This window comes from Roseovarius sp. MBR-79 (genome assembly GCF_053628555.1).
Window position 1 is genome coordinate 1 of sequence record NZ_JBRJGP010000010.1, and the last position, 23,742, is coordinate 23,742.

Annotated in this window: 26 protein-coding genes; 9 read left to right on the plus strand and 17 right to left on the minus strand. The window is 65.4% G+C overall.

Annotated elements, in window-relative coordinates; genetic code table 11:
• Positions 1 to 58 precede the first annotated feature (58 nt).
• The 11 genes from ACSSV8_RS11490 to metF form a co-directional block, all read right to left on the minus strand.
• The gene (locus ACSSV8_RS11490; RefSeq protein WP_454282529.1) at positions 59 to 538 is read right to left on the minus strand and encodes a hypothetical protein; all 480 of its coding nucleotides are present in this window, start codon (positions 536 to 538) and stop codon (positions 59 to 61) included.
• Between the two features lie 3 nt (positions 539 to 541).
• Entirely contained in the window at positions 542 to 1,756 is a 1,215-nt protein-coding gene (locus tag ACSSV8_RS11495; RefSeq protein ID WP_454282530.1) for an amino acid ABC transporter permease, read from the minus strand.
• A gap of 120 nt (positions 1,757 to 1,876) precedes the next feature.
• Positions 1,877 to 2,896, minus strand: a complete 1,020-nt coding sequence (locus tag ACSSV8_RS11500; protein ID WP_454282531.1) for an amino acid ABC transporter substrate-binding protein — start codon at positions 2,894 to 2,896, stop codon at positions 1,877 to 1,879.
• 177 nt (positions 2,897 to 3,073) lie between these two features.
• Positions 3,074 to 3,799: an ATP12 family chaperone protein gene (locus tag ACSSV8_RS11505; RefSeq protein ID WP_454282532.1), complete on the minus strand. Its 726-nt coding sequence runs from the start codon at positions 3,797 to 3,799 to the stop codon at positions 3,074 to 3,076.
• Positions 3,796 to 4,479: an HAD-IA family hydrolase gene (locus tag ACSSV8_RS11510; RefSeq protein WP_454282533.1), complete on the minus strand. Its 684-nt coding sequence runs from the start codon at positions 4,477 to 4,479 to the stop codon at positions 3,796 to 3,798. The genes ACSSV8_RS11505 and ACSSV8_RS11510 overlap by 4 nt, the downstream gene beginning before the upstream one ends.
• Positions 4,476 to 5,519, minus strand: a complete 1,044-nt coding sequence (locus ACSSV8_RS11515) for an RluA family pseudouridine synthase (RefSeq protein ID WP_354537720.1) — start codon at positions 5,517 to 5,519, stop codon at positions 4,476 to 4,478. Before ACSSV8_RS11515 ends, ACSSV8_RS11510 begins: the two co-directional genes overlap by 4 nt.
• The gene (gene crcB, locus ACSSV8_RS11520; RefSeq protein ID WP_354537721.1) at positions 5,516 to 5,893 is read right to left on the minus strand and encodes a fluoride efflux transporter CrcB; all 378 of its coding nucleotides are present in this window, start codon (positions 5,891 to 5,893) and stop codon (positions 5,516 to 5,518) included. Before crcB ends, ACSSV8_RS11515 begins: the two co-directional genes overlap by 4 nt.
• 32 nt (positions 5,894 to 5,925) lie before the next feature.
• Complete coding sequence (locus ACSSV8_RS11525) at positions 5,926 to 6,852, minus strand: alpha/beta fold hydrolase (protein WP_454282534.1); 927 nt, start codon at positions 6,850 to 6,852, stop codon at positions 5,926 to 5,928.
• Positions 6,849 to 7,766, minus strand: coding sequence for an ornithine cyclodeaminase family protein (locus ACSSV8_RS11530; RefSeq protein ID WP_454282535.1), 918 nt, complete (start codon positions 7,764 to 7,766; stop codon positions 6,849 to 6,851). The genes ACSSV8_RS11525 and ACSSV8_RS11530 overlap by 4 nt, the downstream gene beginning before the upstream one ends.
• A gap of 16 nt (positions 7,767 to 7,782) precedes the next feature.
• Positions 7,783 to 8,748, minus strand: a complete 966-nt coding sequence (locus ACSSV8_RS11535; RefSeq protein WP_454282536.1) for a DMT family transporter — start codon at positions 8,746 to 8,748, stop codon at positions 7,783 to 7,785.
• Positions 8,749 to 8,905: 157 nt separating this feature from the next.
• Positions 8,906 to 9,772 (minus strand): methylenetetrahydrofolate reductase [NAD(P)H], encoded by an 867-nt coding sequence (gene metF / locus ACSSV8_RS11540; protein ID WP_354537725.1) that lies wholly within the window; start codon positions 9,770 to 9,772, stop codon positions 8,906 to 8,908.
• A gap of 103 nt (positions 9,773 to 9,875) precedes the next feature.
• Here metF and ACSSV8_RS11545 point away from each other — a divergent pair, with 103 nt between their 5' ends.
• Entirely contained in the window at positions 9,876 to 10,802 is a 927-nt protein-coding gene (locus ACSSV8_RS11545; RefSeq protein ID WP_354537726.1) for a LysR family transcriptional regulator, read from the plus strand.
• On the opposite strand, the gene ACSSV8_RS11550 is transcribed toward ACSSV8_RS11545, so the two are convergent.
• Entirely contained in the window at positions 10,769 to 11,629 is an 861-nt protein-coding gene (locus ACSSV8_RS11550; protein ID WP_354537727.1) for a helix-turn-helix domain-containing protein, read from the minus strand. The genes ACSSV8_RS11545 and ACSSV8_RS11550 overlap by 34 nt on opposite strands.
• Before the next feature lie 117 nt (positions 11,630 to 11,746).
• Between ACSSV8_RS11550 and ACSSV8_RS11555 the strand changes: the two genes are divergently transcribed.
• Both ACSSV8_RS11555 and ACSSV8_RS11560 read left to right on the plus strand, forming a co-directional pair.
• Positions 11,747 to 12,667: a fatty acid desaturase gene (locus tag ACSSV8_RS11555; RefSeq protein ID WP_354537728.1), complete on the plus strand. Its 921-nt coding sequence runs from the start codon at positions 11,747 to 11,749 to the stop codon at positions 12,665 to 12,667.
• Between the two features lie 44 nt (positions 12,668 to 12,711).
• Positions 12,712 to 13,614 carry an EamA family transporter gene (locus ACSSV8_RS11560; RefSeq protein WP_354537729.1) on the plus strand — a complete coding sequence of 301 codons (903 nt, stop codon included), beginning with the start codon at positions 12,712 to 12,714 and terminating at the stop codon, positions 13,612 to 13,614.
• On the opposite strand, the gene ACSSV8_RS11565 is transcribed toward ACSSV8_RS11560, so the two are convergent.
• Positions 13,577 to 14,290, minus strand: coding sequence for an NUDIX hydrolase (locus ACSSV8_RS11565; RefSeq protein ID WP_454282537.1), 714 nt, complete (start codon positions 14,288 to 14,290; stop codon positions 13,577 to 13,579). The genes ACSSV8_RS11560 and ACSSV8_RS11565 overlap by 38 nt on opposite strands.
• 24 nt (positions 14,291 to 14,314) lie before the next feature.
• Positions 14,315 to 14,707: a DUF983 domain-containing protein gene (locus ACSSV8_RS11570; RefSeq protein WP_454282538.1), complete on the minus strand. Its 393-nt coding sequence runs from the start codon at positions 14,705 to 14,707 to the stop codon at positions 14,315 to 14,317.
• 146 nt (positions 14,708 to 14,853) lie between these two features.
• Here ACSSV8_RS11570 and mtgA point away from each other — a divergent pair, with 146 nt between their 5' ends.
• The 6 genes from mtgA (at position 14,854) to tdh (ending at position 21,685) form a co-directional block, all read left to right on the plus strand.
• Positions 14,854 to 15,567 carry a monofunctional biosynthetic peptidoglycan transglycosylase gene (mtgA, locus tag ACSSV8_RS11575; RefSeq protein ID WP_454282539.1) on the plus strand — a complete coding sequence of 238 codons (714 nt, stop codon included), beginning with the start codon at positions 14,854 to 14,856 and terminating at the stop codon, positions 15,565 to 15,567.
• 57 nt (positions 15,568 to 15,624) lie between these two features.
• On the plus strand, positions 15,625 to 16,290 hold the full coding sequence (fzlA, locus tag ACSSV8_RS11580) for an FtsZ-binding protein FzlA (RefSeq protein WP_454282540.1): 666 nt from the start codon (positions 15,625 to 15,627) through the stop codon (positions 16,288 to 16,290).
• A gap of 60 nt (positions 16,291 to 16,350) precedes the next feature.
• Positions 16,351 to 17,385 carry a tRNA epoxyqueuosine(34) reductase QueG gene (gene queG, locus ACSSV8_RS11585; protein WP_454282541.1) on the plus strand — a complete coding sequence of 345 codons (1,035 nt, stop codon included), beginning with the start codon at positions 16,351 to 16,353 and terminating at the stop codon, positions 17,383 to 17,385.
• Positions 17,382 to 19,379 carry a hydantoinase/oxoprolinase N-terminal domain-containing protein gene (locus ACSSV8_RS11590; RefSeq protein WP_454282542.1) on the plus strand — a complete coding sequence of 666 codons (1,998 nt, stop codon included), beginning with the start codon at positions 17,382 to 17,384 and terminating at the stop codon, positions 19,377 to 19,379. The genes queG and ACSSV8_RS11590 overlap by 4 nt, the downstream gene beginning before the upstream one ends.
• Before the next feature lie 78 nt (positions 19,380 to 19,457).
• Positions 19,458 to 20,651 carry a glycine C-acetyltransferase gene (kbl, locus tag ACSSV8_RS11595; protein WP_354537736.1) on the plus strand — a complete coding sequence of 398 codons (1,194 nt, stop codon included), beginning with the start codon at positions 19,458 to 19,460 and terminating at the stop codon, positions 20,649 to 20,651.
• An 11-nt stretch (positions 20,652 to 20,662) separates the two neighbouring features.
• A complete protein-coding gene (gene tdh, locus ACSSV8_RS11600; protein ID WP_354537826.1) occupies positions 20,663 to 21,685 on the plus strand; it encodes an L-threonine 3-dehydrogenase in 1,023 nt (340 codons plus the stop codon).
• A gap of 3 nt (positions 21,686 to 21,688) precedes the next feature.
• On the opposite strand, the gene ACSSV8_RS11605 is transcribed toward tdh, so the two are convergent.
• Genes ACSSV8_RS11605 through ACSSV8_RS11615 form a run of 3 tightly spaced genes read right to left on the minus strand, consistent with a single transcriptional unit; the run spans position 21,689 to position 23,679 of the window.
• Positions 21,689 to 22,207: a glutathione peroxidase gene (locus ACSSV8_RS11605; protein ID WP_354537737.1), complete on the minus strand. Its 519-nt coding sequence runs from the start codon at positions 22,205 to 22,207 to the stop codon at positions 21,689 to 21,691.
• Between the two features lie 49 nt (positions 22,208 to 22,256).
• Entirely contained in the window at positions 22,257 to 23,123 is an 867-nt protein-coding gene (locus ACSSV8_RS11610) for a branched-chain amino acid aminotransferase (protein ID WP_354537738.1), read from the minus strand.
• A gap of 58 nt (positions 23,124 to 23,181) precedes the next feature.
• Positions 23,182 to 23,679: a VOC family protein gene (locus tag ACSSV8_RS11615; protein WP_354537739.1), complete on the minus strand. Its 498-nt coding sequence runs from the start codon at positions 23,677 to 23,679 to the stop codon at positions 23,182 to 23,184.
• Positions 23,680 to 23,742 lie beyond the last annotated feature (63 nt).

Genomic DNA, 23,742 nt, shown 5'->3' on the forward strand with positions numbered 1-23,742 from the left:
TGGGCCCACATCCTGCTCACTGGCGAATACAGATGGCCCAAAAGATGATCAAACCGCCTTAGCGTACTATTCTGCCCCCTCCGGCAACAGACCCCCAATAGGCGATGAACGGGTAAAGCCCGGTAAAGACCAGCATCTGACGCGGCAGGTATTTCAGGAACAGAACCGGTGCGACGGCGATGAACAGCAAGACGAAGGCCAGCGTCGGCCGCCAGTAAAGCTCGGGCGGATATTTGAACCCGAAGAGAAGCTGGTTCCACCGTTCGGTCAGCACCGCAAAGCACGCCCCCGTTCGCCCGTCGAGCATCTCGCGGCAGGCCGAGAGGCTCGGGCTGTCCCAGATGCCGTTGACGAACCAAGGTGCCGCCGAGATCACGATCATGACCACGACATAGGCCGAAACCAGCGTCAGGACCGAGTTGCCGACCGAGGAGAACAGGTTCTCCCGCAGCCATTTTATTGCGCCCGTCTCGGCCGCCGGCGGCGGCGCTTCGGGCAGCATGTGAGAGCGCACAAAGGCGAGTTTGTCATTTGACATGGCTCAGCGCTCCTTCAGCATTATGGACTTGTTGTAGACGTTCATCACCGCCGAAATGCTGAGCGAGATCGTGAGATAGAACAGCATCAGCAGAAGAACGCATTCGATGGCGCGGCCGGTCTGGTTGAGCGTGATTCCCCCAAGCGTGCCGGTCACGTCCATGTAGCCCACGGCAATCGCCAGCGACGAGTTCTTGGTGAGGTTCAGGTATTGCGAGATGAGCGGCGGGATGATCACCCGAAGCGCCTGCGGCAGGATCACGAGGTTCATGATCCGGTTGGGCCGCATCCCGAGCGATGCCGCCGCCTCTGTCTGGCCCTTGCTGACCGCCTGAATGCCCGCGCGCACGTTCTCGGCAATGAAGGCACCCGTGTAAATCGCCAGCGCGAACCACAGCGCGATGAGCGAACCGCGGATATGCAACCCGCCGCCAAAGTTGAAGCCACTGAGCGCCGGATAATCGAGGCTGATCGGCTGTCCCATCACGAAATAAATCAGGATCGACGGCACGAAGAGGATGACCAGCGACGGCCATCCCATCGGCAGCAGCTTGCCGGTGTCGTAAAGCAGCTTGGTCGCGTAGCGGCGGTAATAGAACATGCCGAAGATCGAGGCGAGAAAGGTCAGCACAACCACCATCGACCCCGGCCCCCAGATCGGCGAGGGCACATAGACCCCGCGATTGGTAAAGGCCACGGCGTCAAACAGCATCGACGCGGTCGCATTGTCGCCCCGGAACGCGCTCGGCGCGGGCATGACCGCTGTCATCACGGTGAAGATGATCAGGATCCAGATCAGCACCGGCACGTTGCGGAATGCCTCGACATAGACCGCCATCAGCTTGCGCACGAGCCAGTTGGGCGAGAGCCGGAGCACGCCTGCGACCACGCCGAACACCGTCGCGGTCAGGCAGCCCAGAAAGGCCACGATCAATGTGTTCAAAACCCCTACGATCGCGGCCCGCATGTGGGACGACTGGCTGTCATATTCGATCGGCCGCTGATTGATGTCGTAATTCGACGGCGAGTTCAGAAAACCGAACGAGATGTTCTGCCCCTGATCCGAGAGGTTTTTCATCAGGTTCGCGCCCAGATAGCCGATGAACAGCATCAGAAGGATGAGCGCGATGAACTGGAATGTGTAGGATCGGAACCGGGTGTCGTAGATCAGCATCGAGAGCTGGAACGACGCCTTTGGCGGGTCGCTGATCGTTGTCATCTGGGAAGTTCCCTGTTTTTCGCCCCGTTGATTTTTCGTGCTTTGCTGCACGGGGGACGCTTATCGTTTGTCACAGGCGAGAAGGGCGCAGGTTTCCCCGCGCCCCCTTGTCAGTCAGTCTTACCGGAACGGCGGCGAGTAGAGCAGGCCGCCATCGGTCCACTGCGCGTTCAGACCACGCGACAGGCCGATCGGGGTTTTCTCGCCGATGTTCTTCTCGAACACCTCGCCATAGTTGCCCACGGCGGCAATCGCGCGACGGGCCCACTCGTTGTCGAGACCGATCATCGCGCCAAGGTCACCCTCGGTGCCGAGCAGACGGTTGATTTCCGGGTTGCTGCCCGGAGCCGAGGCCAGTTCGGCCACGTTCGCGCTGGTCACGCCGTATTCCTCGGCCGCGATCAGTGCGTTGAGCGTCCAGCGCACGATGTCACCCCAGTCGTTGTCGCCATGGCGCACGAGCGGGCCGAGCGGCTCTTTCGAGATGATTTCGGGAAGGATCACGTGATCGGCCGGGTTCTCGAACGCCGCCCGGGTGGATGCCAGACCCGACGCATCGGTGGTGTAGGTGTCGCACGCACCGGCCAGGTATTGCTGCTGGCCTTCTGCGTTGGTCTCGATCGGCACCGGCTCGTAGCTGATGTTGTTGGCGCGGAAGAAATCCGCAAGGTTCAGCTCGGTGGTGGTGCCGGTCTGGATGCAGACCGTCGCGCCGTCGAGTTCCTTGGCCGAGCTTACGCCCAGCGCCTTGGGAACGAGAAAGCCCTGGCCGTCGTAGTAGTTCACGCCGACGAAGTCGAACTTGAGGTCGGTGTCGCGCGAGTAGGTCCAGGTGGTGTTGCGCGCCAGCATGTCGATCTCGCCCGACGAGAGCGCGGTAAAGCGGGTCTTGCCGGTGGTCGGGATGAATTCGACAGCGTTGGCATCGCCCAGCACGCCAGCGGCAACGGCGCGGCATACGGCAACGTCAAAGCCTTCCCAGACGCCATTCGCGTCGGGCGCGGCAAAGCCGACAAGGCCGGTGGTCACGCCGCAGTTGAGCTTGCCACGGGCCTTGACATCATCCAGCGTGGCCGCCGCCGATGCGCCAGCCGCAAGGCCGGCGACAGTCAGTGCGCCCCAAAATACGGTTTTGTTCATGTTTACCTCTTCCTGATTGTCCGCCTTTCAGAAGGCGGTTTTGTTGGCCCTTGCAGGGGCCAGTATAGCACTGCAAAGGGAATTCCCCGGATCAGTGCCAACAAGTTTGTGTGGATTCAGGCTGAAACGTCAAGTCTTTGTTCAGGAAATCGCGCGGCAGTGCCGGTTTCGAAAGGCTTACGCTTCGTCACCCGGCGCGCGCGAAAGATCATGAAAGCGCATGGCGTTAAGGAAGTCACTTTGTTTCCCTTGAGCCATCTTTTGCGCCTCTTGATCGCACCCCCACAGCTCTTCTTGCCAGATTTCGTCGATACGCGAGACATGCCAGAGGGTTTCCGCCGGCGCGTAACCACGCAGCGCGGCAAGCCCGATGACAAGCGAGCCGCTCAGGCAGACCAGATCGTGAAATGCGGTTAATGCCCAATTATCAAGCAGTTTTACCTCATCATGCAGCCGATTGAGCGCCTCAGCCTCCTGTTGGACCGGCATGACCCCCCGTGTAACCCGCAAGCGGACGGAAAAGACCGATTCGGTCCATTCCAGAAGCGCGTCCCACGCTTTGGCCTGACGCTCTGCAAGCGCTTCGGGACCATCGGCGCGATAGCACAACAGATCGCTGCCGCCATACTCTGCCAGCATTGCGGCCACCGCATCGCGCTCCTGCGCTACCCGGTCGATGGTGACATTAGCCGCGCGCGTCATGGGCATGGTGGCAGGTCGGATCACGTCCTCTTGCGCCGCCCATTCGTCGGCGATGCCTTGGGCCAATGCGCGCGTCGGCACGACAAGCGCGGCCTTGGCGGGCGTGCGCACGGGTCTGCCGTCAAGTTCGACCGCATATCCCGGCGCGCCCTCGACCGCGCGCGCCTCTTTCCAGAACCGTTTCGCCGCCCATTCGCTCATCTCACGCCGCCCCAAACCTCCTCGAGCACCCCGGCCAGATCGCGGAAATCCTCCACGATCCGCGCCGCCGCGCCCAGCGCCTCGGGGCGGTGATAGCCCCAGCTTACGCCGATCCCGGTGATCCCGGCGGCCTGTGCCATCTCCATGTCGAAACTCGTATCTCCCACCATCACCGCGTTTTCCGGCGCGACCCCGGTTTCGGCAAGGGCTGCGCGGATCATCGAGGGGTGCGGCTTGGACGGGTGGTGGTCGGCCACTTGCCGGGTCACGAAATAAGGCCGCAGATCATGCCCGTCCAAAAGCTTGTCGAGGCCGCGCGCGGATTTACCTGTGGCCACGCCAAGCAGCGTCTCGGGCACAGCGTGCAGCGCCTCCAGCGTCGCGCGGGCATGGGGATAAAGCGGCGAGGATTGCGTGACCCCGGCCTCGGCGCGCAGGCCCATATAGGCAGCCTTGTAATCCGCCACGATCCGCGCCCGCGTGTCTGCGGGCAAATGCGGCGCCAGACGCGCCACCGCCACATCAAGCGACAGCCCCACAATCCCGAGAATCGCCGCCTTTGCCGGCGCGCGCTCTCCCACCCCGGCAAACCCCGCGCGCATCGCGGCCAGAATGTCGCCCTGACTGTCCACCAGCGTGCCATCCACGTCAAAGATCACAAGACGCAAGGGGCGGCTCATGCCAGATCCTCGAACGGGTCCTCGGGCGCATCCCGGTCGCGCCATTGGAACAGGTCCCAGGTCCGGCGCATGTGTTCGGGCAGGGGCGCGGTCAGGCTCAGAATGGCGCGGGTCACCGGATGCTCGATCTTCAGAGAGCGCGCGTGCAGGTGGAGCTTGCGGCTCACATCGCCGCCAAGTTGCGCGCCCCAGCCATCGCCGAGGTTTTCCTGCCCCGATCCGCCATATTTACCGTCCCCGATAACGGGATGCCCGATCTCGGCCATATGCGCGCGCAACTGATGCGTCCGCCCCGTCACCGGGACAAGCGCCATCCAGGCGGTGCGCCCGCCTGCGGCCTCGATCACCGCGTAATCGGTGGTGGCGGCCTTGGCACCGGGCGTGTCCGTGACCCTGCCGGGATGCACGCAAATCATCTTTTCACCCTCGCCCTTCGCGCCGTGGCCGGGTGCCTTGACAAGGCCATAACGCACCGTGCCCATGCGCGGGCTTGGCACACCGGCCACGGCGGCCCAGTAGATCTTGCGCGTGTTACGATGCCGGAACGCCGCCGTAAGGCCCTTGGCCGCCTCGCGAGTGCGCGCCAGAAGCAGGACGCCCGATGTGTCCTTGTCAAGGCGGTGGACAAGGCGCGGCTTCTCCTCCAGCCCGAAACGCAGCGCCTCGGCAAGGCCATCCACATGCCGCGCCTGCCCGCTGCCGCCCTGCACCGGCAGGCCCGGCGGCTTGTTGAGCGCGATCACATGATCGTCGCGCCAGATCACGCAGGACCGGATCATCGCGGTATCGGCCTCGGATATGTGGGTTTTCACCATGGTCGGGGCCGATCCCGGAACGGGCAGCGGCGGAATGCGCACCTCCTGGCCCGCCTCGACGCGCGTGCTTGCCTTGGCGCGCGCCCCATCGACGCGCAAATCGCCCTTGCGGCACATTTTCTCGATGCGCGCCTGCGCCACATGCGGAAACATCCGCCGCAGCCAGCGGTCAAGCCGCTGGTCGCCGTCGCCCTCCGCCACCCGGATAATCTGAACACCGCTCATACCAGGCCCCCCCGTGCCAGTGCCGCGCCCAGGATCAGCGCCCCGATGGACAATCCGACCGACAGCCCCACATAAATAGCCGCCTGCCCCATCGCGCCGCGCTCCCAAAGCGTGACCGCCTCGAGCGAAAACGCCGAGAATGTGGTGAATCCGCCCAGAAGCCCCGCCATGATCAGGGGGTTGAGATGCGCCAGCCCGCGCTCAAGCGAGAGAATGGCAAAGGCCCCCATCAGGAAAGAGCCAACGATATTGACCGCAAGCACGCCCATGGGAAAGCCGGGACCGGCAAGGCGCAGCGCCGCCAGCCCCACGCCATAGCGCAGACAAGACCCGATTGCGCCGCCGATGGCGACCTGAAGAAATGTGGATATCATGGCGCGGTCCATCGCTTGCGCGCGGTTGCTTGTCAAGCGGCGGGGCCTCGGTCACCATCGAGACAGGCGGCGAGCACCTGCGCCGTATGGGTATAGGTCAGCCCGTGCCCCGCCCCCGCGATGACGCTCTGACGCGCGGCGGGGTTGAGGGCGGCAAGCCTGTCCTTGCAGGCGATGGGAATGACCGTATCCGCCGCCCCCCAGATCGCATGAACGGGCGGGCCGTTCTGCGCGATGCGGGCGTGAACCGGTGAGAGGTCCGGCGCGAGAATGCCCGACAGAGAGCGCGCGACGGCAGGCACAAACCCGCGCCAGCGCAGTTGCGCCTGTTGGAGGTCCACGATCCCCGGAACCGAAGAGGGCAGCGCGCGCTCGGCCTCGCACCCTCTTTGAAAGCTGCGGGGAAAGGCGGCAAGCATGAGCCAGAGCGCAAACGGCCCCCCCCGCGCGACGATCCGCGCCACCGGCCCGAGATCGTGGCCCAGGCCGGCAGGCGCGATGAGGATGAGGGTTTGCACCCGCTCGGGATGTCTGGCGGAAAACTCCGTGGCAATCGCCCCGCCCATGGAATAGCCGATCAGCGTGACCGGCCCCGCCACCCCCTGATCGGCCAGCAACTCGCGCAATTGCGTGATGAAAAACGCGGCATCCTGCGCGCCCTCGGGCCGATCCGAAAAGCCCCGCCCGTAAAGGTCATAGACCAACACGCGCCGCCCTGCCCCGGCCAGTCCCGGTGCCAGCCCGTCCCAGACGAAAGAGGGCGTGGTCAGCCCGTGCACGCAGACCGTGACCGCGCCATGCGCCGGCCCGAACCAACGGTAATGCGTCCGCCCGCGCGAGAGCGTGGCGAAATCGCCGGGGGCCTCGGCCCGCGCCGCCGCATTCATCCGGGGCCTGAGCGCCTCGCGCAAGAGCGGCGCGCCCAGCAGCGCGACGAGGGCAACAAGCCCCCAGATCACGAGGCCGCCCGCCACGCATCGAGGATGTAGCGGCTTGTCATCAGGTCAAGATGCGCCCCGCCGCCATTCTTGAAAAGCGTGATCTCGTCGTCGCTCTGGCGGTGGAACCGCGCCTCGTCATAGTAATCCGCCACCAGATCCGTGCGCGCGATGGTGCCCGCCTCAAGCGGAATTTTCAGCTCGCCGATATGGCCCACCGTGGTGTCGAAACTGTCGACAAAGATACGTGCACGCTTGAGGGCCTCGTCATCGGCCTCGCGCATGTCGGGGCGATAGGCGCCGATCAGGTCGATATGCTGACCGGGGCGCAGCCAGTCGCCCTTGAGGATCGGCTCTGTGGTCATCGTGGCCGAGGTGACGATATCGGCTTCGCGCACCGCCATTTCCAGATCTCCGGCCACGGCCATGCCGGGACACGTGGCGGCAAGCGCCTCGGCATTGGCGCGGGTGCGGTTCCAGACAGTGAACCGCGCCTCGGGAAAGGCGGCGCGATAGGCCTGCCAGAGCGAACGCGCGACCGTGCCCGCGCCGACGATGAGGATTTCGCGGCTGTCGGCCCGCGCCAGCCGGGTCGCGGCGTAAAGACTGTCGCCCGCGGTCTTCCACTTGGTGACAAGGTGAAAATCGACAATCGCCTCGAGCCGTCCGGTGGTATCGTCATAAAGGCTCACCCCGCCGTTGATCGTGGGCAGACCCGCTCCGGCATTGCCCGGAAAGATCGTCGCCGATTTGACCGCGATGCCCAGCCCGTCGATCCAGGCGGCGCGATTGAGCAGCGTATCCTTGCCCCGATACAGGAATGTGTCGGCAATCTCGGCCTTGGGGCGCGCGTGCCCCGTCTGAAACGCGGCACAAAGGCCCAGCCAGTCGAGATGTCGCTCGCCCGCCTCAAAGGGGATGAAGGTGGGGGTCATGCAGCCTCTCCTTGTCTCAGCGGCGGTATTTGGGGGCCTTGGCGGCCAGTGGCTCTTCGCGGACCGTCTCGCGCCAGAGCAGATAGAGCCCCGATCCGATGATCAGCGCAATCCCGATCCAGGCGGTGGCATCGGGCCAGGTGCCAAAGACGGTGACGCCCCAGAGAATCGCCATGGGCATGGCGACATATTCGAACGGCGCGGCAAAGGCGGCCTCGGAGAGGCGATAGGCCTGGCTGATGAACAGCCCGCCGAACAACCCGGTGATCCCGAGCAGGATCAGGACGGGATAATCCTGCGCGGCGGGCCAGTCCCAGGCGCGAAAGAGAAATTCGAGCGAGGGATGCCCCGACCCGGCAAAGCGCCCGTCGCCCAGCCCGAGGCCAATGAGAACGCTGGCCACGAGAAAGGTGAGTTGAATGTAAAAGGCCATGGTCGGCGCGCTCTCGGTGCCGCCGATCTTGCGGGTGAGCACATGCAGCGTGGCATAGAAGAATGCCGCCGCGACCGGCAGAAGCGACGCCGCCTGAAACGCCGCCGTGCCCGGCTTGACGATCACCAGAACGCCGAAGAACCCGACGGCAATGGCCGCCCAGCGCCGCACGCCCACGGTCTCGCCCAGAAAGATCACCGAGAACACCGTGATGATGAGCGGCGAGACGAAGAAGATCGCCGTGGCATCGGCGAGCGGCAGCGCCGCCAGCCCCAGAAAGAGGCACATGTTTGCCGTGACCACGCAGAGCCCGCGCACCAGATGGATCACCGGGCGGCGTGTCCGCAGGACCGTCAGACCGCCTGCGAACGGCATCACAAACACGGTAAACACCGTCAGCGCCACCAGCGCCCGGATGAACACCACCTGATGCAGCGCATACCCGCCCGACAGGAACTTGATTCCCACATCGTTCACGGAAAAGCACGCCATCGCCGCCAGGGCATAGGCGGCGCCGGTCAGGTTCGCGCGCTGAACGGAGACGGTCATGAGCGGTAGATGACGGGAGGCGGCGGGGGATGTAAAGAGGGAGGGTCGCCCGACCTTTTGCAAGAGGCTCTCGAAGTCGGGGCACATGCACCAAAAAGCCCCGGCCACAGGGCCGGGGCAGATGGCGCGACCGGGAAGCCGCGCGCAGGGAACGTGTTCAGGCCACGTCGCGCAGCGTTACCTTGGGCGTCACGCCAAGGGCGTGACAGACATCGCGCGTGAGATCGGGGCGGTTGAGCGTGTAGAAATGCAGATCCTCCACCCCACCCTCGATCAGGTCGCTGCACAATTCGGTGCAAAGCGCGGTCGCCAGCAGGTCATGCCGATTGTCGCGCAGGGCCTTGTCAAACGCGTCATCGAGCCAGACGGGCACGGTCGTGCCGCAGGAGAGCGCGAATTTGCGCGCCCCTTCCCAGTTTTCGATCGGCAGGACACCGGGGATGATCGGGGCGTTGATCCCCGCTGCGGCACAGGCATCGCGGAAGCGGAAAAATGTTTCGGCCTCGAAAAAGAACTGCGTGATCGCCTCTGACGCACCCGCGTCGATCTTGCGCTTGAGCCAGTCGATGTCGGCCTTTTGATCCGCCGCTTCGGGATGTTTCTCGGGGTAGGCTCCGACGCGGATGGTGAATTTGCCGGTCTCCGCCAGCGCCGCGATCAACTCGCAGCTATCGGCAAAGCCTTGCGGGTGGGGGGTGAACCCGTCCGACCCCTTCGGCGCGTCGCCGCGCAGCGCCACGATCTCGCGCACGCCGGCGGCATGAAACTGCTCGGCGATTTCAAGCGTCTCGCTGCGGCTTGCGTTGACGCAGGTAAGGTGCGCCGCCACGTTGAGCCCGGTGGCATTGTGCAGCGTGCTCACCGCCTCGCGCGTCAATTCCCGCGTGGTGCCGCCTGCCCCGTAGGTGACCGAGACGAAGCGCGGGCCAAGGGGGCTGAGCGTGTGGATTGTCTCCCAAAGGCGGAACGACGCCTCGAGCGATTTGGGCGGGAAGAACTCGAAAGAGACGCGCGGCGTTTTCATGATCGGTGATCCTCTGGAACGGAGCCTGTTGAGCCTCTTGTTGCAGCCGCGCCCCTGTGAGACAACTTCATATAATTCATGGTGAGAATGAGGATCGCTAATAATGCACATCGAGTTTCGCCACCTCCGGACGATCCGCGCCATCCACCAGGCGGGCGGATTGGCGCGGGCTGCGGATATCCTGCACATCACCCAATCGGCGCTCAGCCATCAGATCAAGGGGCTTGAGGAGCAGACCGGGGTCGAGCTTTTCGTGAGGCGGTCCAAGCCCTTGCGCCTTTCGGCCGCCGGTCATCGCCTGCTGCGCCTCGCCGAGAAGATCCTGCCCGAAATCGAGGCGCTGGAGCAGGAGTTCGAAGGGTTGCGCGAGGGCAGCGTCGGCCGGCTTCATATCGCCATCGAATGTCACGCCTGTTTCGAGTGGCTCTTTCCGGTGCTGGAACGGTTCCGAAAGACCTGGGGCGATGTCGATGTCGATATCCGCCCCGGCCTTGCTTTTGACGCGCTGCCCGCCTTGCAGAAAGAGGAGGTGGATCTGGTGGTGTCCTCGGATCCCGAGGATCTTCCGGGCATAAGCTTCAGGCCGCTATTCGATTACGAGCCGGTGTTCGTGGCCTCCGCCCAGCATCCGCTGGCGGCGAAGCCTTTTGTCGAGGCAGCGGATTTCCGCGACGAGGTGCTGATCACCTACCCGGTGGACCGCTCGCGCCTTGACGTGTTCACCGAGTTGCTGACGCCTGCCAAGGTCGAGCCGCGCGGCATCCGGCAGGTGGAGTTGACGGCGGTGATCCTGCTTCTGGTGGCGTCGGGGCGCGGAGTGGCGGTCTTGCCCGACTGGGTGGTGCGGGAATTGCGCACAAGCTCGGATTACGTCACCCGCCCGCTGACGGCAGAGGGCAAGACCAAACGCCTTTATGCCGCGATCCGCGACGAGGATGCCGACAAGCCGTATATGTCACATCTCTTGCGGCTGGCGCGCGAGATCCCGGTGCGCCTTCAACGCGGTGAGGCGGTCAGCGCCGCGAGATGATCGGGCAGGGCGCGCGCGGAAATCTCCGCCTCGCGCACCAGAGTATCGAAATGAAGCGAGAGCGCCTCGACCCGCGCGCTGTCGCGGAACACCAGATAGTTGCGCCCGATATAGAGCACGGCCAGAAGCGGACCGAAGATCGTGATCGGGGCGGAATAGAGCCTGTGCGCGTCGAAAAGATAGAGCCGCAGGCGCGGATAGAACTCGCGCGCGACCGTGATCAGGTGGTCAAGCTGGTCGCGGCGGATCTCGGCGGGCAGGTCACGGTAATAGCCCTCGCCGCGCGCGAAACTCTCGATCTCGTGGAGCGGCAGGGCAATCTCGTAATCCGAGCGCGCGCCGCGCATCCAGGCCATGCGATCCTCCGACGCACCGATCGCCTGATCGGCAGAGCGCCCGAGCGAGGGCGCGTATTCCCATTGCAGCATGGCGCGGGTCTTGAGCATGTCGGGTAGCGCGGCGGGCACATGGCGGATCTTGTAGCCGGCCGCTTCCTTGTGCCATGCGAAGATCTGTTCATCCACCAGCGCGCGGGGCGCCTCGGTCAGCGAGAGCGAATTGGCCAGCAGATCGGCGGCGGTCTCGGGGCGCGCGGTCAGCCCCAGCAACCAATCCGCCGAGACCCCGAGCGCGCGGGCGCATTCCGCCACGACCTGCGCATTTGGCAGACGCGCGCCCGCCCCCGTGAGAAGTTGCGAGACGGTCGAGCGGTCCACCCCGATGGCGCGGGCAAGCGCACTCTGATTGGTCGCGCGCAGGCGCATCGCCTCGGTCAGGCGGGTGCGGAAGAGGTCCGCGCGGGCGCGTTTGTCGATATTATGGAACATGTGGTGAATTAAATCATGATTGCAGGCAAAAGTTAACCATTCCCGCAATTCCGGATCAACCGAATCTCAATCACTTTTCCTCAGGCTCATCGACATGAAGGAAAGATGGAAACGCGGATGCGGACGCACTTCCCAGACATGGCCGATACGCGGGTGGAATGGCCCACCCTTGTGCTTCTGGCACTGACCTACGCGGTCTGGGCGCTGGGCACGGTCTGGGCGGCGGCGCTCTGGCTGCCCTTGGGAATTGTCCTGACGGGGCTGGCCATCGCGCAGCATTCCTCGCTTTGCCATGAGGCGCTGCACGGCCATCCGGTCCGGTCGCGCCTCTGGAACGAGGCGCTGGTGTTCCCATCGCTCTGCCTCTTGATCCCCTACGGACGGTTCCGCGACACGCACCTCGCGCATCACCGCGAGGAGATCCTGACCGATCCCTATGACGACCCGGAATCGAACTATCTCGATCCGGCGCGCTGGGCACGATTGCCGCGCTGGGCGCGCGCCGTGCTTTGGGCGAACAATACGTTGCTGGGGCGGATGGTGCTGGGCCCGTTCGTGGCGCAGGTGGCGTTCCTGCGCGCCGATTGGCTGGCAATCCAAGCGGGCGACCGGGACGCGCTGCGCGCGTGGCTGTGGCATGTCCCGGCGGTGGCGCTGGTGCTGGGTTGGGTCGCGCTCGCGCCGATGCCACTCTGGGCCTATCTGGTCTCGGTCTGGCTGGGGCTTGGCCTGCTTAAGATCCGCACGTTCCTCGAGCATCGCGCGCATGTGCGCGCAAGCGGCCGCACCGTGATCATCGAGGATCGCGGGCCGTTGGCGCTCTTGTTTCTCAACAACAACCTGCATGTGGTCCATCACATGCACCCCGATGTGCCATGGTATCGGCTGCCCGCGCTCTACGCCGCGCGGCGCGCGCATTACCTCTCGCGCAATGGCGGCTATCGCTACCGCTCCTATGCCGAGGTGATCCGCGCCCATTTCCTGCGCGCCAAGGACCCGGTGCCGCACCCGCTCTGGAACGGCGACGGGCGATCCTGAGCGAGGCCACTGGCCAATCCCGGCCATCCGGGGCATGACGGGCCATGGAGCCATGGATTGTCCTTTCGATTGCCGCTGCGGCGTTTCAGACGCTGCGCTTCATGCTGCAAAAAAAGCTCAGCATGGGCGCACTGAGTGCGGGCGGCGCGACGCTGGCGCGGTTTTTCTATTCGGCACCTTTCGTGGTGGCGCTGGCGGTCGGATACCTCCTGGCCATGGGTGTGGAGTGGCCGGGTTATACGCCGCGCTTCTGGGCCTATGCCGTGGCGGGCGGGCTGTCGCAAATCCTGGCTACATGGGCCGTGGTCGCGCTTTTCGCCGAGCGTAATTTCGCCGTCGGCATCGCCTTCAAGAAGACCGAGGTGGTGCAGACCGCCATCGTCGGCCTGATCGTGCTGGGCGACCGGGTGAACATCGCGGCAGTGGGCGCTATCCTTCTCGGCCTCGTCGGCGTGCTGCTTCTGTCGCAGACGCCGGGCCGTGAGGGGCGGTGGTGGCGGCGCATCGGTGCGCGTGCGGCATTGCTTGGCCTTGCGTCCGGGGCGTTCTTTGCCATTTCCGCCGTCGGCTATCGCGGGGCCACGCTGGAGATCGCGAGCGCGGACCCTTTCCTGCGTGCGGCGCTCTCTCTGGCGGTCGTCACGGTGATGCAGGCGGTGGCGCTGGCGCTCTGGCTCGGCTGGCGCGAGCCGGGGCAGGTTGCGCGCGTTGTTGCGGCCTGGCGCACGGCGGTCTGGATGGGGCTCGCGGGGATGGGCGGGAGCCTGTGCTGGTTCACCGCCTTCACGCTACAAAACGCGGCTTTGGTCTTTGCCGTGGGGCAGGTCGAGGTGATCTTTTCGCTCATCGTCTCATGGCTGTTCTTCGGCGAACGGCTGAGCGCGCGCGAGGGCTGGGGCATCGCCCTTGTCACCCTTTCAGTGATGGCCGTGGTGGCACTCCGTTGAGGCGCAGGAACAGGCTTTCCTCGTCATCGTTGCGAAAGAACGGCACCGAGGCGGGCGGGGTGCGGTCATGGGCGCGCGCAGCCACCTCGGCCAGAACGACCTCGGTGATGAAGGGCAGGTCGAAATGCCGCGCCTCGGGGAGGGGAATCCATTGCAGGTGGCTCAACTCTTCGCAGGCGGCCGAGAAATCGTCGGCATCGCCCGCCAGCGCCTCGGCATGAACAAGGAAAAAGCGCGCATCGAAGCGACGCGGACGGCCCGGCGGAGTGATGGCGCGAAACACGAATTGCAGCGCATCGGCGCGCGGCACGAGGCCACGGGCGGCAAAGCCCTGCCAATCCGGCGGCACCTCGCCGGGCCAGTGTCCCGGCACCCCGAGGGCGAGGCCGGTTTCCTCCCACAACTCGCGGATCGCGGCGGCGGCAAGGGCCTGCGCAAGGTTGCCCGGTGCTGCCTCACACAGCCTGTTCGCACAAAGATCGGGCAGCGGTCGGGCAAGCGGAATGTCCGCATCGCCCGCATCGACAGCACCACCGGGAAACACGACCTTGTTGGGCATGAAGGCCGCGCCCGCGCCGCGCTGACCCATGAGCACATGCGGCACGCCCGCGCTCTCTCGGAGCACGATCACCGTGGCCGCGTCGCGCACCGGCACCTTGTCCGTTGTCTGATCCATGTTCGCCCCGCGTGTTTGGAGGGGCTAGTCGCCGGTCCCGAACCCATGCATCCGCTTGGCCCATTGCAGCCCGACAATGGCCCCCTTGAGCCGGGGCAAAAGGTAGAGCGAGAGCGCGATGGTGCCAATGGCGAAAATGGTGAAGAGCACAAGCGGTTCGGGCCGCCATGTCTCGAACACGATCATCAGGAGCGGGGCCATCAGGTGCCCGACGAAGAGAATCGTCAGATAGGCCGGGCCATCGTCGGCGCGGTGATGACTGAGATCTTCCTGGCAGACCGGGCAGTGATCGCGCACGGTCAGATAGTTGCGCAAGACCGGACCCGAGCCGCAATTGGGACACTTGCCGCGAAACCCCCGCCACATGGCGGGTTTGACCGGACGGTCGGACTCGGCGGTGAGCGTTGTGTCGCGCATGACTATCCCTTTCGATGGTGGCGGTAACATGGCGCGGGGCGGCGGGGATTTGAAGGTGACAGCCTGTCCTTGCGGCGCGATGTCGCAAATTTGCCGCTTTCAAACGGGGTGTTTTGCCCCCGCGAATTGACGGCTATAGCTGGATCATGGCACGCACGCGCAAAAAATCGGTCAAGGCAGGGAGGGTCAGGCCGCTGAAATTCCTGTGGCGATGGGTGCTGCGGGCGGTGCTGGCCGCCGTCGTTCTGCTGGCAACCCTGATCCTCGGCTATCGCTGGGTGAACCCGCCCACCACGGTCTATATCTGGCAGGAAGGGCGGCGCCTTGGCGGGGTTTCGCAGGACTGGGTTCCGATGGCGCGGATCGCGCCGGTGATGGCGCGCTCTGTCGTGGCGGCGGAGGATGCGAATTTCTGCCTGCACTGGGGCTTTGACATGGGGGCGATTCGCACGGCCATCGCCGAAGGATCGGGCCGCGGTGCCTCTACGCTCAGTCAGCAGGTGGTCAAGAACGTGTGGCTCTGGCATGGGCGCAACTGGGGCCGCAAGGCGCTGGAGGCGATGATCACCCCCGTGATGGAAACGGCCTGGCCCAAGCGGCGCGTGCTCGAGGTCTACCTCAACGTGGCAGAGTTCGACGAAGGTGTTTTCGGCGTCGAAGCGGCCGCGCGGCATTATTTCGGACTGAGCGCCGCCGACCTGAGCCCGGCGCAGGCGGCGCGCCTTGCCGCCGTGCTGCCCGATCCCAAGGGCCGCTCGGCAAGCCGCCCCACGGATGCCCTGCGCCGTCGCGCCGCGCGCATCATGGATGGGGCGGCCACCATCGCCCGCGACGGGCGCGCCGCCTGTTTCGAGGATTGAATCCCGCGCCCGAAGAAGGCATTGAGGGTCGATCCCCGTGTTACCGCAGGTTTGCCGATGGCCCGTCTCTATCACGTCCCGCTCTCGCCCTTTTGCCGCAAGGTGCGGCTGGTGCTTGCCGAGAAGCGGATCGAATGCGAACTGGTGGAAGAGCGCTATTGGGAACAGGACGCCGATTTCCTGCGCCGCAACCCGGCGGGCAAGGTTCCGGTGCTGCGCATGGACGGGCTGACCATGTCCGAAAGTGCCGCGATCTGCGAATACATCGAGGAAAAGCACCCGACCCCGCCGCTCATGCCGAAAGGCGCGGAGGCACGCTATGAGGTGCGGCGCCTGGTGGGTTGGTTCGACGACAAGTTTCATGCCGAGGTCACCTCGAAGCTGCTTTATGAGCGGGTGAACAAGAAGATGATGAAACAGGGCTTTCCCGACAGCCGCAACGTCAAGGACGGGGCGCGGGCGATCAAGTTCCACCTCGATTACCTGGCCTGGCTGCTGGATCACCGCCGCTGGCTGGCCGGCGACGTGATGACGCTGGCGGATTTCGCGGCCGCTGCGCATCTGTCGTCGCTGGATTACATCTCGGATGTGGACTGGCACCGCTCGGATGTGGTCAAGGACTGGTATGCCAAGATCAAGTCCCGCCCCGCGTTCCGGGGAATCCTTGCCGATCAGGTGCCCGGCTTTCCGCCGCCCGCGCATTATGCCGATCTGGATTTCTAGAGCGGGGGCGCTGCCCCCGTCGCCGCGAGCGGCGACTCCCCCGGAGTATTTGCCGGAACGATGAAGGATGACCTGAAAAAGAGACTGGTTGCGCAGGCGAGAGCCGAGGGATTTGATGCCTGTCGGTTGGGTCGGCCGTGGGACGTGCCCGAGGTGCCCGGACGTCTGGCGGCGTTTCTGGAGAAGGGATATCATGGACAGATGGGATGGCTTGCAGAGCGCAGCCATTGGCGCGGTGCGCCGCAGGTTCTGTGGCCCGAGGCGCGCACGGTGATCGTGCTGGGCGAGAGCTATACGCCCGAGGGCGATCCGCTGGCGGGGGTGGCGCGGCGGGACTGTGGCAACATCTCGGTCTATGCGCGGGGCCGCGACTATCACGACACGGTGAAGAAACGGTTGAAGCGGCTGGCGCGCTGGCTGATGACCGAGGCGGGCGGCGAGGTGAAGGTGTTCGTCGATACCGCGCCGGTGCCCGAAAAACCGCTGGCGCAGGCGGCGGGGCTTGGCTGGCAAGGCAAGCATACCAACCTCGTGAGCCGGGATCTCGGCAACTGGTTCTTCATCGGCTCGGTGTTCACGACGCTGGAGATAGAGACTGATCCGGCGGAAATGGACCATTGCGGCTCGTGCCGGGCCTGTCTGGATATCTGTCCGACAGAGGCCTTTCCGGCACCCTATCAACTCGATGCGCGGCGCTGCATTTCCTATCTGACGATCGAGCACAAAGGCCCCGTCGATGTCGCGTTGCGGCCCTTGCTGGGAAACCGCATCTATGGCTGCGACGATTGTCTGGCAGTGTGCCCGTGGAACAAGTTCGCGGTCGAGGCGCGCGAGGTGAAGTATCACGCGCGCGCCGATCTTGTCGCGCCGCCGCTGGCGGAGTTGGCCGGCTTGGGCGAGGCCGGGTTTCGTGCGCGGTTCTCGGGCAGCCCGATCAAGCGGATCGGCTGGCTGCGGTTTCTGCGCAATGTGCTTTATGCCATCGGCAATTCGGGCGATGCGCGGCTTTGCGCCGTGGCGCGGGCGCATCTGGGGAATGACGATGCGGCCGTCGCGGATGCGGCGCGCTGGGCATTGGAAAGGCTGGAACAGTGACGCTTTTGCTTGGGGTGGATACGGGCGGGACCTATACCGATGCGGTGCTGATCCGCAACGAATCCGAGGTGGTCGCGAGCGCCAAGGCGCTGACCACGCGGCACGATCTGGCGGTGGGCATCGGGCACGCGGTCGAGGCGGTGCTGCGTCAGAGCGGTGCGGCGGCGGGGGAGATCGGGCTTGCGTCGCTTTCCACCACCCTCGCCACCAATGCGCTGGTCGAGGGGCAGGGCGGGCGCGCGGGGCTGGTCTATATCGGGTTCCGCGAGGCGGATTTGCAGACGCACGGCCTCTCGGAGGCGCTGGCGGGCGATCCGGCGCTGGTGCTTGCGGGCGGGCACAGCCATGCGGGCAGCGAGGCGGCGGCGCTCGACGAGGCACGGTTGCGCGACTGGCTGGAGGCAGGCACGGGTGCCGAGGCCTATGCGGTGGCCGCGCTCTTTGCCACGCGCAACCCGGCCCATGAATTGCGCGCGGCGGAGGTGATCCGCGCGGTGACGGGACGGCCGGTGAGCCTGTCGCATCACCTCTCTGCGAAACTCAACGGGCCGAAACGGGCGCTGACGGCGCTTCTCAATGCACGGCTCATCGGGATGATCGCGCGGCTCATCGACCGGGCGGAGACGCGGCTGCGTGAGTTGGGGGTCCATGCACCGCTGATGGTGGTGCGCGGCGACGGGGCGCTGATTTCGGCGGATCAGGCGCGCGAGCGGCCCATCGAGACGATCCTCAGCGGACCTGCGGCAAGTCTCGTCGGCGCGCGCTGGCTGACCGGGGCGGACCGGGCGCTTGTCTCGGATATCGGCGGCACGACGACGGATGTGGCGGTGCTGCGGGACGGACGACCCGCGATCGATGCGCAAGGGGCCAAGGTCGGGCCGTGGCGCACCATGGTCGAGGCCGTGGCGATGCGCACCTTTGGTCTGGGCGGTGACAGCGAGGTACATGTGACCGAGGGGTTGGGCGGTGGCGTGAGCCTCGGGCCGCGTCGGGTGGTGCCGGTCAGCCTGATGGCCATGGAAGCGCGAGAGGCGGTGCATCGCGCGCTTGAGGAACAGGCGCGGGCACCGACGCCCGGCGAGATGGACGCGCGGTTCGTGCGGGCGGTGCCGGGGGTGGAGACCGGCGGGCTGACGGAGCGTGAGGCGGCGCTGCTGGCGCGGATCGGGGCTGAAGTGTGGCCTTTGGCCGGAGTGCTGAGGAACCGGATGGATCACGGCGCGCTGGTCCGTCTGGTGCGGCGCGGGCTGGTGCAGGTGGGTGGCGTCACGCCCTCGGATGCGGCCCATGTGCTGGGCAAGGTCGCGGTCTGGGACGCGGAGGCCGCGCGGCTGGCGCTGACGCTGGTGGCGCGCAAGCGGACCGGGGCGGGCGAGCGGCTGGCCAATGGGGCGGAGCCATTGGCGCGGATGATCGTCGAGCGGCTGACACATCAGACCAGTTTGGCCGTGTTGGAGACTGCTTTTGCCGAGGAAGAGACGGATTTCGGCCTGCCGCCCGCCGATCTGGCAACGCATGTGCTCATGCAGCGGGGCCTTGGGCGGCATCGTGGGCTGGTGCGGATCGAGAGCGGTTTGAACGTGCCGGTGATCGGGCTGGGAGCCTCGGCGGCGAGCTATTATCCGGCCGTGGGGCAGCGGCTCGGATGCGAGATGATCGTGCCGGATCATGCCGGGGTGGCCAATGCCATCGGCGCTGTGGTGGGGCGCGTGACGATCCGGCGCGCAGGCATCGTGACCTCGCCCGCCGAGGGGAAATTCCGCGTGCATCTTGAGGGCGGGCCGGAGGATTTCGCCGGGTCGGAGGCGGCCATGGCCGCACTTGAGACAGCGCTTGCCGCCGGGGCGCGCGAAGCGGCGGTTGCGGCAGGCGCAGTCGATATCCATGTGAGCGCACGGCGTGAGGTGAAGGAGGCCGTGGTCGAGGCGCGGCGGGTGTTCCTCGAGGCCGAAATCGTGGTAGAGGCAAGCGGACGCCCGCGCGTGGCGGTCTGAGAAGAGGGGGGCGCTGCCCCCGTCGCCGCGTTGCGGCGACGCCCCCGGGATATTTGGGGCAAGATGAAGGAGCGGATCATGGGTGCGGCGGATCGGTTTGACGCGGATATGGCGGGGCGGCTGGAGGGCTTGCGCGAGGATGGGCTTTACAAGGTGGAGCGGGTGATTGCCTCGATGCAGGCGGGCGAGGTGTGGCTGGCGGATGGGCGCGAGGTGGTGAACCTGTGTGCCAATAATTACCTCGGGTTGGCCGATCATCCCGAGGTTATAGCGGCGGCGCATGGGGCGCTGGATCGCTACGGGTTCGGCATGGCCTCGGTGCGGTTTATTTGCGGGACGCAGGAAGAGCATAAAGAGTTGGAGGCGCGGATCGCCGGGTTTCTGGGCAAGGAGGATGCGATCCTTTATGCGGCGGCATTCGATGCCAATACCGGTCTCTTCGAGACGCTGCTGGGGCCGGAGGATGCGATCATCTCGGATGCGCTCAACCATGCCAGCATCATCGACGGGGTGCGGCTGTGCAAGGCGCAGCGCTGGCGCTATGCCAATCGCGACATGGCCGATCTGGAGCGGTGTCTGCGCGAGGCGGCGGGCGCGAGGCATCGGTTGATTGCCACCGATGGCGTGTTTTCGATGGACGGGTTTTACGCGCCTCTCGATGAGATATGTGATCTGGCGGCGCGGTATGATGCGCTGGTGATGGTGGATGATTGCCACGCCACCGGGTTTGTCGGAGCCACGGGACGCGGCACGCCGGAGCGGTTTGGGGTGATGGAGCGGGTGGATATCCTGACCGGCACGCTGGGCAAGGCGCTGGGCGGCGCGTCGGGCGGGTATACGGCGGCGAGCGGCAAGGTTGTGGACTGGCTGCGGCAACGCTCGCGGCCTTACCTGTTTTCCAACACGCTCGCACCAGTGATTGCGGGCGCCTCGCTCAAGGTGTTCGATCTGCTGGAGGATGGCGAGGCGCGGCGGGCGCGGCTGTGGGAGAATGCGGCGTATTTCCGGGATCGCATGGGGGCGCTGGGGTTCGATTTGCTGCCGGGTGAGCACGCGATCATCCCGGTGATGCTGCGCGACCCGAAGCTGGCGCAGGAGATGGCGGCCCGGCTGGAGGAGCGGGGCGTTTACGTGACGGCGTTTTCGTTCCCGGTGGTGCCCAAGGGGCAGGACCGCATCCGCACGCAGATGAGCGCGGCGCTCAGCCGCGACATGCTGGACCGGGCGATTGGGGCGTTCGAGGCCGTGGGCCGGGAGTTGGGAGTGATCTGATGCAGAACGAGATGAAGGCGCTGGTCAAGGCGCGGCCCGAGCCGGGGCTGTGGATGGAATACGTGCCGGTGCCCGAGGTTGGCCCGTCCGATGTGCTGATCAAGGTGAAGAAATCGGCCATTTGCGGCACCGATGTGCATATCTGGAAATGGGACGAGTTCAGCGCCAAGACAGTGCCGGTGCCGATGGTGGTGGGCCATGAATTCGTGGGCGAGATCGTCGATACCGGGTCTGCGGCGGTGAAATACCGGATCGGGCAGCGCGTCAGTGGCGAGGGGCATATCGTCTGCGGCACCTGCCGGAATTGCCGCGCGGGGCGGGGGCATCTGTGCCGCAACACGCGCGGTGTTGGCGTGAACCGGCCCGGCTCTTTCGCGGAATATCTCTGCATCCCCGAGATGAACGTGGTGCCGATCCCCGAGGACATCCCCGACGAGATCGCGGCGATTTTCGATCCGTTCGGCAATGCCGTGCACACCGCGCTCAGCTTTGATCTGGTGGGCGAGGACGTGCTGGTGACGGGCGCGGGGCCCATCGGCATCATGGGCGCGCTGGTGGCGCAGAAGGTCGGCGCGCGCAAGGTAGTCATCACCGATATCAACCCTTATCGCCTTGATCTGGCGCGGCGGATGGGGGTGCAGCATGTGGTCGATGTGGCCAACGAGCAGTTGCGCGACGTGATGGACGAGATCGGCATGACCGAAGGGTTTGACGTCGGGCTGGAGATGTCGGGTGCCTCGGCGGCGATGCAGCAGATGATTGCGCGTATGAACAATGGCGGCAAGGTAGCACTTCTGGGGATCGCCCCGACCGAGTTTGCCGTGGACTGGAACGCGGTGATTTTCAAGATGCTGCACATCAAGGGCATCTATGGCCGCGAGATGTTCGAAACCTGGTACAAGATGATCGCGCTGGTGCAATCGGGGCTGGATGTGAGCGGGTTGATCACCCACCGCATCGGGATCGACGATTTCGAGGCGGGATTTGCCGCGATGATCTCGGGCCATTCCGGCAAGGTGGTGATGGACTGGTAAGGATCAGCGCAACATCGCTTCGATCTTCCCGGTGATCGCGCCGGATTGCGGCTTGATCATCGAACCCCAGGTGCCCGCGACGCTGCCGTCGGGGTCGATGAGCACCTTGTTGAAGTTCCACGCCGGCGCAAATCCCGTCTCGGCCGCAAGCGTGGCATAGAAAGGGTGCGCCTGCGGTCCCTTGACGGAGGTGATCGTGGTCATCGGGAGATCGAGGCCGAAATTCACCTCGCAGAATTCCTTGACCTCGGCCTCACTGGCCAGTTCCTGCCGGAAATCGTTCGACGGCACGGCAAGCACGATCAGCCCCGAGTCGCGATACCGGTCATAGAGCGCCTGAAGCCCGTCATATTGCGGGGTAAAACCGCAGCGCGAGGCGGTATTGACCACGAGCACGGGCCGCCCTTTCCAATCGCTCAGTCGGATCTCGCCGCCGTCGATATTGCCGAACGGCGTGGCAAGATCGAGCGCGGCGGCGGGCAGGGCGAGAAGCACGGCAAAAATGGTGGCGACAAGGCGCATTGGACCCTCCTGTTAATTGAGTGGGATACGCCGCAGCACCGCACGCGGATCACCCCTGCGACGAATGCGCCCAGTCCCAATACATATCGCGCACCCGTTCCGTGACCGGCCCCGGTTGATACTGCGTCTCTTCGAAGGCCGAGACGGGCGTGACCTTCATCAGGTTGCCCGACAGGAACACCTCGTCCGCATCCTCGAAATCGGCGAAGGTCATGACCGTTTCATGCACCGCCATGCCGTTGCTGCGCATGTTGTCGATGTGACGCGCGCGCGTGATGCCCGCAAGGAAAGTGCCGTTGGGGATGGGCGTGAACACCTCTCCATCCCTGACGGCAAAGACATTGGCGGTCGCCGTCTCGGCCACGTTGCCAAGCGCATCGGCCACCAGCGCGTTGCCGAAGCCGCGGTCTCGCGCCTCTTTCAACATCCGCGCGTTGTTGGGATAAAGACAGCCCGCCTTGGCATTGACCACCGCATCCTCGAGCACGGGGCGGCGGAACCGCGTGCGACAGAGCGTCGTGGCGGTGCCCGGCGGCGGCATCGGGATCTCTTCGAGGCTGATGGCAAAGCCAGTGGCCCCTTCCTTGGGCAAGACGCCCAGATATCCGCCGTCGAGCGCCCAATACATCGGACGGATATAGATCGCGGCCCCCTTGGGATAGGCCGAAAGCCCGTCCCAGACGATCTCCTCCATCTCGCCCGCGCTCAGCGTCGGGGTGATCATCAGCGCGCGCGCCGAGGCGTTGACGCGGGCGCAATGGCGGTCGAGGTCGGGCGCGATCCCGTCGACAAAGCGCGCCCCGTCAAAGACCGAGGTGCCAAGCCACATGGCGTGATCGGCGGCCTTCATCACCGCAAGGTCGCCATCGTGCCAGCGGCCGTCGAAATAGGTGCGGATATTGGTCCCTGTGGCCATGCGGTGCCCTCCCTTTTGCCCAGAGGTTAGGCCGCGCGCACGGCTGCGTCCAGAGGGGTCAGGCGCGCGCCGGTGCCTCGGCCAGAAGCGCGTCAAGATCAAGCCGCGCATTCACCATGGCAAGACGTCCCTCGCCGTCACGCGGCCAGTCCGCTTCGGGCTTGTCGCGGTAAAGCTCGACCCCGTTGCCATCGGGGTCGCGCAGATAGACCGCCTCGCTCACCCCGTGATCGGCGGCCCCGTCAAGCGCGATGCCCGCCTCAAGCACGCGCCGCAGCGCATCGCCAAGCGCGGCCCGGTCAGGATAAAGAAACGCCGTGTGATAGAGCCCGGTATGGCCCGGCGGCGGCGGGGTGGCGCCAAGGCTCTCCCATGTGTTGAGGCCGATATGGTGATGATAGCCGCCCGCCGACAGAAACGCGGCGCGCCCGCCGGAATAATATTGCGTGAGCTCGAAACCCAGCACACCGGAATAGAACCCGATGGCGCGCTCAAGATCGGCCACCTTGAGATGGACGTGGCCGATGCGGGTGGCGGGGTGGACGGGGACGGTCATGGGGCTTGCTCCTGTGAGGTTGTCATGCCCCCAGAATGCGCCTCGCCGCCCCGCCCGGCAATT

Bases quoted from the DNA above. Each gene is read 5' to 3' on its own strand.
- ACSSV8_RS11560 (WP_354537729.1), top strand. From the start codon at position 12,712: ATGGAGCCATGGATTGTCCTTTCGATTGCCGCTGCGGCGTTTCAGACG.
- kbl (WP_354537736.1), top strand. From the start codon at position 19,458: ATGGGTGCGGCGGATCGGTTTGACGCGGATATGGCGGGGCGGCTGGAG.
- ACSSV8_RS11510 (WP_454282533.1), bottom strand. From the start codon at position 4,479: ATGAGCCGCCCCTTGCGTCTTGTGATCTTTGACGTGGATGGCACGCTG.
- ACSSV8_RS11565 (WP_454282537.1), bottom strand. From the start codon at position 14,290: ATGGATCAGACAACGGACAAGGTGCCGGTGCGCGACGCGGCCACGGTG.
- ACSSV8_RS11500 (WP_454282531.1), bottom strand. From the start codon at position 2,896: ATGAACAAAACCGTATTTTGGGGCGCACTGACTGTCGCCGGCCTTGCG.
- ACSSV8_RS11615 (WP_354537739.1), bottom strand. From the start codon at position 23,679: ATGACCGTCCCCGTCCACCCCGCCACCCGCATCGGCCACGTCCATCTC.
- ACSSV8_RS11515 (WP_354537720.1), bottom strand. From the start codon at position 5,519: ATGAGCGGTGTTCAGATTATCCGGGTGGCGGAGGGCGACGGCGACCAG.
- ACSSV8_RS11495 (WP_454282530.1), bottom strand. From the start codon at position 1,756: ATGACAACGATCAGCGACCCGCCAAAGGCGTCGTTCCAGCTCTCGATG.
- crcB (WP_354537721.1), bottom strand. From the start codon at position 5,893: ATGATATCCACATTTCTTCAGGTCGCCATCGGCGGCGCAATCGGGTCT.
- mtgA (WP_454282539.1), top strand. From the start codon at position 14,854: ATGGCACGCACGCGCAAAAAATCGGTCAAGGCAGGGAGGGTCAGGCCG.
- ACSSV8_RS11570 (WP_454282538.1), bottom strand. From the start codon at position 14,707: ATGCGCGACACAACGCTCACCGCCGAGTCCGACCGTCCGGTCAAACCC.
- ACSSV8_RS11535 (WP_454282536.1), bottom strand. From the start codon at position 8,748: ATGACCGTCTCCGTTCAGCGCGCGAACCTGACCGGCGCCGCCTATGCC.
- queG (WP_454282541.1), top strand. From the start codon at position 16,351: ATGAAGGATGACCTGAAAAAGAGACTGGTTGCGCAGGCGAGAGCCGAG.
- ACSSV8_RS11545 (WP_354537726.1), top strand. From the start codon at position 9,876: ATGCACATCGAGTTTCGCCACCTCCGGACGATCCGCGCCATCCACCAG.
- metF (WP_354537725.1), bottom strand. From the start codon at position 9,772: ATGAAAACGCCGCGCGTCTCTTTCGAGTTCTTCCCGCCCAAATCGCTC.
- ACSSV8_RS11550 (WP_354537727.1), bottom strand. From the start codon at position 11,629: ATGTTCCATAATATCGACAAACGCGCCCGCGCGGACCTCTTCCGCACC.
- ACSSV8_RS11490 (WP_454282529.1), bottom strand. From the start codon at position 538: ATGTCAAATGACAAACTCGCCTTTGTGCGCTCTCACATGCTGCCCGAA.
- ACSSV8_RS11610 (WP_354537738.1), bottom strand. From the start codon at position 23,123: ATGGCCACAGGGACCAATATCCGCACCTATTTCGACGGCCGCTGGCAC.
- ACSSV8_RS11505 (WP_454282532.1), bottom strand. From the start codon at position 3,799: ATGAGCGAATGGGCGGCGAAACGGTTCTGGAAAGAGGCGCGCGCGGTC.
- ACSSV8_RS11605 (WP_354537737.1), bottom strand. From the start codon at position 22,207: ATGCGCCTTGTCGCCACCATTTTTGCCGTGCTTCTCGCCCTGCCCGCC.
- tdh (WP_354537826.1), top strand. From the start codon at position 20,663: ATGAAGGCGCTGGTCAAGGCGCGGCCCGAGCCGGGGCTGTGGATGGAA.
- ACSSV8_RS11555 (WP_354537728.1), top strand. From the start codon at position 11,747: ATGCGGACGCACTTCCCAGACATGGCCGATACGCGGGTGGAATGGCCC.
- fzlA (WP_454282540.1), top strand. From the start codon at position 15,625: ATGGCCCGTCTCTATCACGTCCCGCTCTCGCCCTTTTGCCGCAAGGTG.
- ACSSV8_RS11530 (WP_454282535.1), bottom strand. From the start codon at position 7,766: ATGACCCCCACCTTCATCCCCTTTGAGGCGGGCGAGCGACATCTCGAC.